At 70.1% G+C, this 13,579-nt stretch carries 8 protein-coding genes; 5 read left to right on the forward strand and 3 right to left on the reverse strand.

The window, feature by feature from the left end:
• Nucleotides 1-54 precede the first annotated feature (54 nt).
• The gene (locus ACYVOO_RS01355) at nt 55-1,086 is read left to right on the forward strand and encodes an alanine racemase (RefSeq protein WP_453344278.1); all 1,032 of its coding nucleotides are present in this window, start codon (nt 55-57) and stop codon (nt 1,084-1,086) included.
• A 149-nt stretch (nt 1,087-1,235) separates the two neighbouring features.
• Here the strand turns inward: ACYVOO_RS01355 and ACYVOO_RS01360 are convergent, their stop codons facing one another.
• Both ACYVOO_RS01360 and ACYVOO_RS01365 read right to left on the reverse strand, forming a co-directional pair.
• Entirely contained in the window at nt 1,236-2,318 is a 1,083-nt protein-coding gene (locus ACYVOO_RS01360; protein WP_461013818.1) for an inositol-3-phosphate synthase, read from the reverse strand.
• Between the two features lie 53 nt (nt 2,319-2,371).
• The gene (locus ACYVOO_RS01365; RefSeq protein ID WP_453344276.1) at nt 2,372-3,037 is read right to left on the reverse strand and encodes a PadR family transcriptional regulator; all 666 of its coding nucleotides are present in this window, start codon (nt 3,035-3,037) and stop codon (nt 2,372-2,374) included.
• Nucleotides 3,038-3,431: 394 nt separating this feature from the next.
• Between ACYVOO_RS01365 and ACYVOO_RS01370 the strand changes: the two genes are divergently transcribed.
• The 3 genes from ACYVOO_RS01370 to ACYVOO_RS01380 all read left to right on the forward strand — a co-directional run bounded on the left by ACYVOO_RS01370 (nt 3,432) and on the right by ACYVOO_RS01380 (nt 9,248).
• Nucleotides 3,432-6,098: a transglycosylase domain-containing protein gene (locus ACYVOO_RS01370; protein WP_461013819.1), complete on the forward strand. Its 2,667-nt coding sequence runs from the start codon at nt 3,432-3,434 to the stop codon at nt 6,096-6,098.
• Nucleotides 6,099-6,249: 151 nt separating this feature from the next.
• Complete coding sequence (locus ACYVOO_RS01375; RefSeq protein WP_461013820.1) at nt 6,250-7,734, forward strand: glycosyltransferase family 87 protein; 1,485 nt, start codon at nt 6,250-6,252, stop codon at nt 7,732-7,734.
• A 101-nt stretch (nt 7,735-7,835) separates the two neighbouring features.
• Complete coding sequence (locus ACYVOO_RS01380) at nt 7,836-9,248, forward strand: MFS transporter (protein ID WP_461013821.1); 1,413 nt, start codon at nt 7,836-7,838, stop codon at nt 9,246-9,248.
• 16 nt (nt 9,249-9,264) lie between these two features.
• On the opposite strand, the gene ACYVOO_RS01385 is transcribed toward ACYVOO_RS01380, so the two are convergent.
• The gene (locus tag ACYVOO_RS01385) at nt 9,265-10,785 is read right to left on the reverse strand and encodes a CCA tRNA nucleotidyltransferase (protein WP_461013822.1); all 1,521 of its coding nucleotides are present in this window, start codon (nt 10,783-10,785) and stop codon (nt 9,265-9,267) included.
• Between the two features lie 228 nt (nt 10,786-11,013).
• Here ACYVOO_RS01385 and ACYVOO_RS01390 point away from each other — a divergent pair, with 228 nt between their 5' ends.
• Nucleotides 11,014-13,569 (forward strand): DUF6049 family protein, encoded by a 2,556-nt coding sequence (locus ACYVOO_RS01390; protein ID WP_461013823.1) that lies wholly within the window; start codon nt 11,014-11,016, stop codon nt 13,567-13,569.
• The last annotated feature ends 10 nt before the right edge of the window (nt 13,570-13,579 follow it).

Below are 13,579 nucleotides of genomic sequence, written 5' to 3' on the forward strand. Positions count from 1 at the left end.
CCTCGTCCCAGGGCCCGCCCCTCACATCCCGAACAGAAAGGTTCCGTACCGGCCATGGCGCTCACCCTCTACGTCGACACCGATCGCTGGCGGGCGCACCAGCAGTCTGTGATCCAGCGGTTCCCGGGGATCGTCCCGGTCTGCAAGGGCAACGGCTACGGGTTCGGCCACGAGCGGCTCGCCGACGAGGCCACCCGCTTCGGCTCGGACGTCCTCGCGGTCGGTACGACCTACGAGGCGGCCCGTACGAAGGACTTCTTCAGCGGTGACCTGCTGGTGCTCACCCCGTTCCGCAAGGACGAGGAACCGGTGCCGCTGCCCGACCGCGCTATCCGTTCGGTGTCCTCCGTGGAGGGCGTCGGGCTGATGCGCGGGGCGCGGGTCGTCATCGAGGTGATGAGCAGCATGAAGCGGCACGGCGTCACGGAGGCCGACCTGCCGAAGCTGCACGCCGCGATCGACGAGGTGCGGCTGGAGGGTTTCGCGATCCATCTGCCGCTGGACCGCGCGGACGGCTCGGACGCGGTGGACGAGGTCATCGGCTGGATGGACCGGCTGCGCGCGGCGCGGCTGCCGCTGGACACGATGTTCGTGAGCCATCTGAAGCCGGACGAGTTCGCGCGGCTCCAGCAGCAGTTCCCGCAGACCAACTTCCGGGCGCGCATCGGCACCCGGCTGTGGCTGGGGGACCACGACTCGACGGAGTACCGGGGCGCGATCCTGGACGTGACGCGGGTCGCCAAGGGCGACAGGTTCGGCTACCGCCAGCAGAAGGTGGCCGGTGACGGCTGGCTCGTGGTGGTCGCGGGCGGGACGTCGCACGGGGTGGGCCTGGAGGCGCCGAAGGCGCTGCACGGGATGACCTCGCGGGCCAAGGGCGTGGCGCGGGCCGGTCTCGCGACGGTCAACCGGAACCTGTCGCCGTTCGTCTGGGCGGGCAAGCAGCGCTGGTTCGCCGAGCCGCCGCACATGCAGGTGTCGATCCTGTTCATCCCGGACGACGCGCCGGAGCCGAAGGTGGGCGAGGAGCTGCCCGCGATCCTGCGGCACACGACGACGATGACGGACCGCACGGTGGACCGCTGACGCGACCGCGTACGGCAGTACGCAGTACGGCACTGCGCGTGACGTCACGCGCGCATACGGAAGGACCCCCGCGAGGCTCACGGGGGTCCTTCCGTATGCGGCCCGTCGGGCCGTGTGACCGTGCGGCCGTATGACCGTGCGGCCGTGGGTCAGCGGTCGACCTTGCCGTCGATGAAGAGCTGCACCTGCTCGCGCGCCTCGTCGTCGTAGAACTGCACGGGCGGGGACTTCATGAAGTACGAGGAGGCCGAGAGGATCGGGCCGCCGATGCCGCGGTCCTTGGCGATCTTCGCGGCGCGCAGCGCGTCGATGATGACGCCGGCGGAGTTGGGGGAGTCCCAGACCTCCAGCTTGTACTCCAGGTTGAGCGGCACATCGCCGAAGGCGCGGCCCTCAAGGCGGACGTAGGCCCACTTGCGGTCGTCGAGCCAGGCGACGAAGTCCGAGGGGCCGATGTGGACGTTGTCCTCGCCCAGGTCGCGGTCGCGGATCTGGGAGGTGACGGCCTGCGTCTTGGAGATCTTCTTGGACTCCAGGCGCTCGCGCTCCAGCATGTTCTTGAAGTCCATGTTGCCGCCCACGTTGAGCTGCATGGTGCGGTCCAGGACGACGCCGCGGTCCTCGAAGAGCTTGGCCATGACGCGGTGCGTGATGGTGGCGCCCACCTGGGACTTGATGTCGTCGCCGACGATCGGGACGCCCGCCTCGGTGAACTTGTCGGCCCACTCCTTGGTGCCCGCGATGAACACGGGGAGGGCGTTGACGAAGCCGACGCCCGCGTCGATGGCGCACTGGGCGTAGAACTCGACCGCTTCCTGGGAGCCCACCGGGAGGTAGCAGACCAGCACGTCGACCTGCGCGTCCTTGAGCGCCTTGACGACGTCCACGGGCGCCGCGTCGGACTCCTCGATGGTCTGGCGGTAGTACTTGCCCAGGCCGTCGTAGGTGTGGCCGCGCTGGACCTGGACACCGGTCGGCGGCACGTCGCAGATCTTGATGGTGTTGTTCTCGCTGGCGCCGATGGCCTCGGCGACGTCGAGGCCGACCTTCTTGCCGTCGACGTCGAACGCGGCGACGAACTCGATGTCGCGCACGTGGTAGTCGCCGAACTGGACGTGCATGAGACCCGGGACCTTGCTGTCCGGGTCGGCGTCCTTGTAGTACTCGACGCCCTGCACCAGCGAGGCGGCGCAGTTGCCCACGCCTGCGATGGCTACGCGAACCGAACCCATTCCGGTTGCTCCCTGTGTGTTCTCGATGGGGTCCCGCTCGTCTGCGGGGCCTCTCAGGTGGTGTCGTCGGACGGATCCGGCGGGGTCGTACCCGGGTGCCGGGGCCCACCGCCCGTGTCTTCTGACTGGCGCTCGTCCGGCGCGTCCGCGCGCTGGTCGCGCCCTGCCCGCTCGCTCTCGATCAGCTCGTTGAGCCAGCGGACCTCGCGCTCCACGGACTCCATGCCGTGGCGCTGCAATTCGAGGGTGTAGTCGTCCAGGCGCTCGCGCGTACGGGCGAGGGAGGCGCGCATCTTCGCGAGCCGCTCCTCAAGGCGGCTGCGACGGCCTTCCAGTACGCGCATGCGTACGTCGCGCGAGGTCTGTCCGAAGAACGCGAAGCGGACGCCGAAGTGCTCGTCCTCCCAGGCGTCAGGACCTGTCTGGGAGAGGAGTTCCTCGAAGTGCTCCTTGCCTTCGGCCGTCAGCCGGTAAACGATCTTCGCCCGGCGTCCGGCGAGCGTCGCCGCGCGGGGGTCTTCCTGCGGGGGCGCGGGCTCCTCGATCAACCACCCCTGCTGAACCAGCGTCTTGAGGCAGGGATAGAGCGAGCCGTAGCTGAAGGCGCGGAAGACGCCCAGCGAGGTGTTGAGCCGTTTACGCAGCTCATAGCCGTGCATCGGCGACTCGCGCAGCAGCCCGAGGACGGCGAATTCGAGGATGCCGGAGCGTCTGCTCATGGTCCGCCTTCACCTCCGTAGCCACTGCCGTGTCCCCGTCCATCGTCGATGTATCGGGGTTTTATGTCGCGCTGATGTATCGGCTCGATACATCACGACGATAGGACGGGGGCGTGCGAACGACAAGGGGGAGCGTGGTGAGGGGACACACATCACTGATTCACCGCAGGCAACTTGAGTCAATTGAGGTGAATGTGGGTTAAGAAGGGTTTTGGAGCTGCGTAGTCTGTCCGCTGTGCAGACCACCACTGGGAACCGTGCGACGCGTGTGAGCGTCCTCGTCCTGGGTGCAGTGCGGTCGGTTCCGGGAACGTGGAGCGGCCGTACTCGGGGGGACCAGACGTCAACTGCCACCTTCAGGCGCGAGCGCCTGCCCGAGGAGTAGCTGTTCCACATGAGCGAGCACCGTCGAAAGCCGCCGCAGGGGCGCGGCCGACGCGCAGCGCAGCCGCCGTCATCCGGCCGCCGTGCCGCGTCGCCGCGAGGCGACACGGACTCCCCCGCCTCGTACGGCAGCCGCGCTGAAGCGCGCAAAGCGGCACAGCGCGGGGGCGGTCGCCGTCGCGCCGCGAACGCGAGCGCCGCGTCGGCCGCCGGGGCCGGAGCCGGAGCCGCCGCGGGAGGACGCGCCGCGGCCAGGGGAGGGCGCGGCCGAGGCCGTGGGGAGCCGCCCAAGAAGCGGTTCATCGACTACCCCCGTTCGGACAAGTACGGCGCCCGGCGCTGGGTCCCCTCCTGGAAACAGGTGCTGGGCTCCTGCCTGGCCTTCATAGGGCTGATCGTGGGCCTCTCCGGCATCGCCCTCGCCCTTGTGCAGGTGCCGGACCCGAACAAGGCGACCCAGCAGCAGAAGAACGTCTACTACTGGGCCGACGGCAGCCAGATGGTCGTCGCGGGCGGCGGTGAGCAGAACCGGCAGATCGTGCCGCTCTCCCAGATCCCCGAGTCCATGCAGAACGCCGTCATCTCCGCGGAGAACGAGACGTTCTACGAGGACAGCGGCGTCGACCCCATGGGCATCGCGCGCGCCGTGTTCAAGATGGCCACAGGTGGCGAGACGCAGTCCGGTTCGACGATCACCCAGCAGTACGTGAAGAACACGTACCTGGACCAGTCGCAGACCCTGACGCGCAAGGCCAAGGAGCTGTTCATCTCCATCAAGGTGGGGTGGTCGGAGGACAAGCCCGACATCCTCGCCGGGTACCTCAACACCGCGTACTACGGGCGCGGCGCGTACGGCATCCAGGCGGCGGCGCAGGCGTACTACCGCAAGGACTCCAAGGACCTGACGGCCAGCGAGTCCGCCTTCCTCTCCGCGACGGTCAACGGACCGAACCTCTACGACCCGGCGGGCGGCATCGGTTCGGCGGCCACGCCGGCGAAGAACACCAAGCGGGCCGAGGCGCGCTGGAAGTGGACGCTGGACCGCGAGGTGGCGACCGGCGCGCTGAGCAAGGCGGACCGGGCCAAGATCACCGAGTTCCCGATGCCCAAGCAGCCGAAGAAGTCGATGGAGCTGAAGGGGCAGACGGGTTACCTCGTCGACCTCGCCAACAACTACATCACCAACAACCCTGAGAGCGGCATCACCGACCGCCAGCTCAAGCAGGGCGGCTACAAGATCCACACGACGTTCGACAAGAAGCAGACGTCCCAGATGGAAAAGGCCGTCGCGAAGGTCAAGAAGGAGAACATCGACCCGGAGAAGCGCGACGTCGACAAGTACGTGCAGTTCGGCGGCGCTTCGGTGAAGCCTGGCGACGGTGCCATCACCGCGATCTACGGCGGCGAGGACGCGACCACGCACTTCACCAACAACGCCGACTACACCGGTGTCCAGGTGGGTTCGACCTTCAAGCCCTTCGTGCTGGCCGCAGCCATGCGCGACGGCGTGCGCGACCCCTCGGGCCCGGAGACGCAGCCCGCCAGCATGCGCACCCCGGTCTCGCCGAAGAGTGTCTACAACGGCAACAACAAGGTGAAGCTGCTCAACTACAACGGCACCACCTGGCGCGACAAGGACGGCGGCGAGTGGCTCCAGCGCAACGACGGTGACGAGAACAAGGGCCGCGTCAGTCTGCGCACCGCGATGCAGTTCTCCGTCAACACGCCCTACATCCAGCTGGGCATGGACGTCGGCATCGACAAGGTGAAGCAGGCGTCGCTCGACGCGGGCCTCAACGAGGACAGCCTCGCGCGCACCACCCCCACCTTCTCGCTGGGCACCTCGGCGCCGAGCGCGATCCGGATGGCGGGCGCGTACGGCACCTTCGCGAAGAGCGGTATCCAGGCCGAGCCCTACTCCGTGAACAAGGTGGAGCAGGACGGCGTCGTCAAGTGGAAGCACGAGAAGAAGACCGAGAGCGCCTTCGACTCCGCTGTCGCCGACAACGTCACCGACGTGCTGGAGACCGTGGTCAAGGACGGCACCGGCTCAAAGGCCAAGGCCCTGGGCCGTCCGGCGGCGGGCAAGACGGGTACGACGGACGACAACAAGTCGGCCTGGTTCACCGGCTACACGCCGCAGATGTCGACGGCGATCGGCATGTGGCGGGTCAACGACAAGGCCAAGGTCCAGAAGTTCAAGAAGATGTACGGCGTGGGCGGCGAGGACTCGATCCACGGTGCGTCCTTCCCCGCCGACATCTGGACGCTCTACATGAAGGACGCCCTCAAGGGCCAGCCGGTCAAGGACTTCCCGACGCCCGCGCCGATCGGCGAGAAGGTCTACGGCGACGGCGCCAGCCCGAGCCCGACCCCGACCCCGACCGAGACGGAAGAGGAGGAGGAGCCCTCCAAGTCCCCGACTCCGACCGAGTCGGAGACGTCCCCCTCCGGGTCGCCCGACCCCAGCGAGAGCTGCAAGTACCCCTGGGACTGCCAGGACGAGGGCCAGACCAGCGGCAACGAGGGCACCGACCAGGGCACTGATCAGGGCACCGACCAAGGCTCCGATCAGGGCAGCACGGCCGGTGACAGCGGCGGTGACACCGGCGATACCGGCGACACCGACGGCAACAGCATCTTCGGCCAGAACGGCAGCGCCCGCAGGGAGGAGTAGCCGCGAGCACCAGCGGCACGCGGTCCCCGAACGGGCCGCACGGGCGGACTTCCGCCCGTGCGGCCCGTTTCCCGTGTGCGGCCCGTCGCCCGAGTGAGTGCGGGACCGGTGCCTCCGCGGGCGCTCAGCATGATGCGGCAGGATGTGCCCCATGACGAGCGCGCACCCCACGGACAAGGACACCGCTCCCGTACGCCCCACAGAGCAGGACGAGACCGCCGCCGCGGCCAGTGAGCTGATCGGCGGGCCCGTGGGCCGTCGCGCGCTCACCGGGGCCGGCTGGTGGACGCCGGTACGGGTCGTCGCCCTCGTGGCGCTGGGCATGTACGCGCTGGGCATGGTGCAGAAGCTGCCCTGCTACAGCGGGAGTTGGTTCTCCGGGCAGACGAGCCAGTACGTACACGCGTGCTACTCGGACATCCCGCACCTCTTCGTGGGACGTGGCTTCGCCGACGGGCTGATCCCCTACTTCGACCACATCCCCGAGAGCGTCTCGGGCGGCATGGACTACCTCGAATACCCCGTGCTCACAGGGTTGTTCATGCAGATCGCCGCCTGGCTGACGCCCGGTGGCGGCGACCTCCAGCACCAGGAGCAGCTCTACTGGCTGGTCAACGCCGGGATGCTGATGGTGTGCACCGCGGTGCTCGCCGTCTGCGTCGCCCGTACGCACAGGCGCCGCCCCTGGGACGGTCTCCTCGTCGCCCTCGCGCCCGCCTTCGCGCTCACGGCGACCGTCAACTGGGACCTGCTCGCCGTCGCCCTCACCGCCGCCGCGATGCTGATGTGGGCGCGCGAACGCCCCCTGGCCGCCGGGGTGCTGATCGGGCTCGCCACAGCGGCCAAGCTCTACCCGGTGCTACTGCTCGGCCCCCTGCTGGTGCTGTGCCTGCGCGCGGGCCGCTGGCGCGAGTTCGCGCGTGCGCTGGGCGGGGCCTTCGGGGCTTGGGCGTGCGTCAACCTGCCGGTGATGGTGCTGGCGCCTGAGGGCTGGTCGAAGTTCTACTCCTTCAGCCAGGAGCGCCCCGTGGACTTCGGCTCCATCTGGCTGATCATCTCCCAGCGCACCGGCAACCCCCTGGACGACGCCAACGCCTACGCGATGATCCTGATGGTCCTCGGCTGCGCCGGGATCGCCGCGCTCGCGCTCGCCGCGCCGCGCCGCCCGCGCTTCGCACAGCTCGCCTTCCTCGTCATCGCCCTCTTCATCCTGACCAACAAGGTCTACTCGCCGCAGTACGTGCTGTGGCTGATCCCCCTCGCGGCGCTCGCGCGTCCCCGGTGGCGCGACTTCCTCATCTGGCAGGCGTGCGAGGTCATGTACTTCATCGGCATCTGGATGTACCTCGCCTACACCGGCAGCGGTGACAAGCACCAGGGCCTGCCCACCGAGGGCTACCAGCTCGTGATCCTCGTCCACCTGCTCGGCACCCTCTATCTGTGCGCCGTGATCGTGCGCGACGCGCTGCTGCCCGAGCGGGACGTGGTGCGCAGGGACGGCTCGGACGACCCCGGGGGCGGCGCCCTGGACCGGGCACCCGACGTGTTCGCACTGGGCCGGAGCGCCGAGCACGCGGGCACGGCCCACTTCGAGGGCAAGGGCACCTACGTCCGCTGGGGAACCCCGGCACGCTGAGACCGGGCTCCCGCCACCACGCCGCCACCGGTCCCATGGCGATGTTTCACGTGAAACACGCGCCCTGTGTGGGGCGGCGCCGCGTGTGTGAAGCTGGGGCCATGAGCGCCGTCGGTGATCTCCGCACACTGCTGCACTTCCCCGGCTTCCGACGACTGCTCGCGGTGCGGCTCCTCTCCCAACTGGCCGACGGCGTCTATCAGGTCGCGCTCGCCGCCTACGTCGTCTTCTCGCCGGAGAAGGAGACCTCACCTGCCGCCATCGCCTCGGCCATGGCGGTGCTGCTCCTCCCGTACTCCCTGCTCGGCCCCTTCGCGGGCGTCCTCCTGGACCGCTGGCGACGGCGGCAGGTGCTGCTGTACGGGAATCTGCTGCGCGCGCTGCTCGCCGTGTGGACGGTCGCGTTGATGCTGGGCCCCGTGCCGGAGTGGCTGTTCTACCTCTCCGCGCTCGCGGTCACGGCCGTGAACCGCTTCGTCCTCGCCGGGCTCTCGGCCGCGCTTCCTCGCGTCGTGGACGAGGAGCGGCTGGTGATGGCCAACTCCCTCGCGCCGACGGCGGGCACGCTCGCCGTGACAGCGGGCGCCGGGGTCGCCTTCGTCGTACGCCTCGTCACGCCGGGCGCGGGCAAGGAGGCCGACGCGTCCGTCGTCCTCGTGGGCGCGCTGCTGTATCTGCTGGCCGGGCTCGCCTCGCTCCGTATGGCCCGGGACCTGCTGGGTCCGGGCCCGGGGCAGGAGCGGCCCCGGCTGGCCCAGGCACTCTCCAGTACCGCGCGGGGCCTGATCGCGGGGCTGCGCCACCTCACCGAGCGGCGCACCGCGGCGCTGGCGCTCGGCGCGATGACGGTGATGCGGTTCTGCTACGGGGCGCTGACGGTCATGGTGCTGATGCTGTGCCGGTACTCGTGGACCGACGGGGCCGCGGGGCTCGACGGGATCGACGGCATCGACGAGGTGGGTGGCATCGACGAGGCGGGATCCGGAGCCGGAGCGGGCGCCGGGGAGACGGCCGCCGCCGACGGGCTGAAGCTGCTCGGGCTCGCCGTGGGGGTCTCCGGGTTCGGCTTCTTCATGGCCGCCGTCCTCACGCCCTGGGCCGTCGGGCGCGTGAGCCGGTTCGGGTGGCTGGCGCTGTGCGCGGCCATAGCCGCCGTGCTGGAGCCAGCGCTGGCGCTGCCCTTCGAACCGGTTCCGATGCTGGTGGCCGCCTTCGTGCTCGGCCTCGTCACCCAGGGCGCGAAGATCACGACGGACACGACCGTCCAGTCCTCCGTGGACGACGCCTACCGGGGCCGGGTCTTCTCCCTCTACGACATGCTCTTCAACGTCGCCTTCGTCGGAGCGGCGGGCGTCGCCGCGCTGATGCTGCCGCCGCACGGCCGCTCACCGGCGCTCGTGCTGACGGTGGCGGTGCTGTACGCGGCGGTCGCCGTCGCGATGTTTCACGTGAAACGGAGCGGAGTCGGGGCCCAGAAGCCAGGCCCCGCCACAGGACCGGCCAGGGCCCGTTAGAGGCCGCCGGGACCCGTCAGAAGCTGTCCTCGCGTCCGGCCCACCACTCCTTGAGCGCGGCCACCGCCTCGTCCCGCTCCATCGGCCCGTTCTCCAGACGCAGCTCCAGCAGGTGCTTGTACGCCTGCCCCACCTCGGGCCCCGGCGAAATGCCCAGCACCCGCATGATGTCGTTCCCGTCCAGGTCCGGGCGGATCGCGTCCAGTTCCTCCTGCTCCTGGAGACGCGCGATGCGCTCCTCCAGGCCGTCGTACGCGCGGGAGAGCGCACTGGCCTTCTTCTTGTTGCGCGTCGTGCAGTCGGACCGGGTCAGCTTGTGCAGCCGCGACAGCAGGGGCCCGGCGTCCCGCACGTACCGCCGCACGGCCGAGTCCGTCCACTCGCCCGTGCCGTAGCCGTGGAAGCGCAGGTGCAGCTCCACCAGCCGGGAGACGTCCTTCACCAGCTCGTTGCTGTACTTGAGCGCGGTCATCCGCTTCTTGGTCATCTTCGCGCCGACCACCTCGTGGTGGTGGAACGAGACCCTGCCGTCCTTCTCGAAGCGGCGCGTGCGCGGCTTGCCGATGTCGTGGAGGATCGCCGCGAGCCGCAGCGTCAGGTCGGGCCCGTCCTCCTCCAGGTCCATGGCCTGCTCCAGCACCGTCAGCGAGTGCTCGTAGACGTCCTTGTGCCGGTGGTGCTCGTCGCGCTCCAGGCGCAGCGCGGGAATTTCCGGAATCACGCGCTCCGCAAGCCCTGTGTCCACGAGCAGCCGCAGGCCCTTGCGCGGATCGGGGGAGAGCAGGAGCTTGTTGAACTCGTCACGCACGCGCTCGGCCGAGACGATCCCGATGCGGTCCGCCATGGCCGTCATCGCGGCGACGACGTCGTCCGCCACCTCGAAGCCGAGCTGCGCGGCGAAGCGCGCCGCGCGCATCATCCGCAGCGGGTCGTCCGAGAAGGACGCCTCCGGCGCTCCCGGCGTCCGCAGCTCCCTGCGCGCCAGGTCCTCCAGGCCGCCGTGCGGATCGATGAACGTCTTGGCGGGCAGCGCGACGGCCATCGCGTTCACCGTGAAGTCGCGCCGGACCAGGTCCTCCTCGATGGAGTCCCCGTAGGACACCTCGGGCTTGCGCGAGGTCCGGTCGTACGCCTCGGAGCGGTAGGTGGTCACCTCGATCTGGAAGCTCTGCGCGGCGCCACCCTCAGCCCCCTCAGCCCCCTCGTGCGCGTCCTTGCGGAGGCCGACCGTCCCGAAGGCGATGCCCACCTCCCAGACCGCGTCCGCCCACGGGCGCACGAGCCGCAGCACGTCCTCGGGCCGGGCGTCGGTCGTGAAGTCCAGGTCGTTGCCGAGCCGCCCCAGCAGCGCGTCCCGCACCGAGCCCCCGACCAGGGCCAGCGTGAACCCGGCCGCCTCGAAGCGGCGGGCGAGATCGTCGGCCACGGGGGACACCCGCAGCAGCTCGCTCACCGCCCGGTGCTGGACCTCACTGAGCTGCTCCTGGGCGGCGGGAACTGGCTGTGTCAACTGGCTGTCTTCCTTGGCGTTCGGCACGACAGAACAGGGTACGTTGCCGCCTCCCGCGCGCTCGTACGACGGCCCTCGCGCGAGCGTGTGCGGCGGCACTCACGGGAGATGGCAGCATGTGGACCGAGCCGCGGCACTTCCACTGGTGAGGCATCGTTACCATCAGGGACTCAGAACCACCGGCACCCCACCTTCTTCCAGAGCTTCCAGACCTTCCAGAGCTATCCACGACGACACGACGGGACGGACGAGCGCGTGGCCGAGGCGGCTGAGATTCAGGGCATCCCGACCGCTCCCCTCCGCCGGTGGCTGCGGCGCACCACGATCGCCCTCCTCGCCACCGCGCCCGTGCTGGGCGCCCTGGCGCCCCTCCCGGGCTCGGCGCCCGCCGCACACGCGGCCACACACGCCGCGGCGCCCGCGACGCGCTCTGCGGACACCGAGGGCAGCGGTTCCCGCACGGCGGACCTGTCCGTGAACACCCTCACGCCCAGCACTCCGGAGAAGGGCGACACCCTCACCGTCACCGGCACCGTCACCAACGACAGCAAGACGGCCATCACGGACGGCAGCGTCGCCCTGCGTATCGGCCCCAGCCTCGGCAGCCGGGGCGCCATCGGCCAGGCGGCCGAGCGTGAGAGCTATCTCTCCGGCGCCGACGGCAGCGAGATCGGCGGCAAGCGCGCGGAGAAGGTGGGCACCCTCCAGCCCGGAATCAGCCGCTCCTTCACGCTCAAGGTGCCCGTCAGCCAGCTCAAGCTGAGCCGCGACGGCGTCTATCAGGTGGGCGTCTCGCTGACGGGCAGGACCAGCAAGCGGCCCTACGACCAGCTCCTGGGCATCACCCGCAGCTTCCTCCCCTGGCAGGAGTCGGCGTCCCGCGAGAAGACGCGGATGACGTATCTGTGGCCGCTCGTCTCCACCCCCCACCTCACGGCGCGCACGGAGTCCGACGAGCAGCAGACCCCCGTCTTCCGGGACGACAAGCTCGCCCGCGACCTCGCGCCGGGCGGCAGGCTCCAGCAGATGGTGGCGCTGGGCAAGGACCTCCCGGTCACCTGGGTCATCGACCCCGATCTGCTCGCCACCGTCGACGCGATGACGAAGCGCTACCGCGTCCAGGACGAGGACGGCGGCACCGTGGCGGGGAAGGGCCAGGAGTACGCGAAGCAGTGGCTCATGGACCTCCAGGACGCCGTGAAGGGCGAGGAGGTGGCGGCCCTCCCGTTCGGCGATCCCGACCTCGCCTCCCTCGCCCACCGCGGCAAGAGCGTCCCCGGAGCGCTCAGCAACCTCGGCCCGGCGACGGAGCTGGCCACGGACACCGTCGAGACGATCCTGCACACCCGGCCCCGCACGGACTTCGCCTGGCCGGTGGACGGCGCGGTGGACTCCTCCATCGTCGACGTGGCCACCTCGGCGGGCGCGCACAACGTCATCGCGCGCGGCGACAGCATCCGCGACACGGCCCTCTCTTACGCTCCCACGGCCGCCCGGCCCATCGGGGGCGGCAACACCGCTCTCGTCGCCGACACGGGCCTCTCCAAGGCGTTCGCGGGGGACATGTCGCGCGCCGGTGCCTCCTCGAAGGCCGTGCAACGGTTCCTGGCCGAGACGCTGGCGATCACCGCGCAGGCGCCCACGAAGCAGCGCAGCATCGTCGTCGCACCGCAGCGGATGCCCACCGCGTCCCAGGCACAGGCCATGGCGACGGCGCTCAGCTCGCTGGACCAGAGCGGGCTGTGGACCGAGGGCCAGGACCTGTCGGACGCGGCGAAGGCCAAGCCCGACCCGAACGCCAACACCCGTGTCCCCGGCTCCGGTTCGTACCCCTCGGCGCTGCGCAAGCAGGAGCTGCCGACGGAGGCGTACGAGCGGGTGCAGCAGACCGAGGCCACCCTGGAGGACTTCAAGCAGGTCCTGACCCGCGGCGACCGCGTCGTCACCCCCTTCGGCACCGCCATAGACCGCGCGGTCTCCACCTCCTGGCGCGGCGACGCCAAGGGCGGCACCGAGTACCGCGAGTCGGTGCAGTCCTATCTGATCGGGCTGACGAAGAAGGTCCACCTCATCCAGAAGTCCCCGATCACCCTCTCGGGCCGCAGCGCGACGATCCCCGTCACGGTGCAGAACAACCTGGTGCAGGAGGTCGACGGGCTGGAGCTGCGCCTGAAGTCCAGCCGCCGCATCGGCCTGGACGTCGGCCAGAGCCAGCCGGTGAAGGTGGACGGCGGCCACAGCCAGTCCGTGAAGTTCACGACGTCGGCGAAGGCCAACGGCCGTTCGTTCGTCGAGGCCCAGCTCTACACCAAGGACGGCAAGCCCTACGGCAAGCCCATGCGGTTCCGGGTGAACGTCACCTCCATCACCTCGGCCGTCCTGCTCGTCATCGCGGGCGGCGTGCTGCTGGTGGTGCTGGCCGGGATCCGGATGTACACGCAGCGCAAGCGCAGGGTCGGCCCGCCCGTCGACCCGGACGCGCCGCTGGAGCCCGCCGACTCTGACTCTGACGGCGCCGGTTCCGGTTCCGACGGCTCCGGTACGGACCCCGGCGGCTCCGGTTCCGACGGTCCCGGTCCTGACGGCTCCGGCGGTACCGGGGGCAGCGGCGGGACCGGCCCCGGCGCTCCGGACGGCAGGGGCGACGGCCAGGGCGCGAGCGACGAGCAGCGCGAGGACGAAGGTGCGCGCGAGGACGAGGACCGGCGCCCCGAGCAGGACAAAGAGCGCGCGAGTCACGGCTCGGACAGGGGCGACACCGGCCCGGAAAGCGGCGCCCGGTCGGCCGCGGGTGAGAAAGTGAACCGTTGAGCGAGCTGGG

The organism is Streptomyces daliensis, assembly GCF_054782395.1.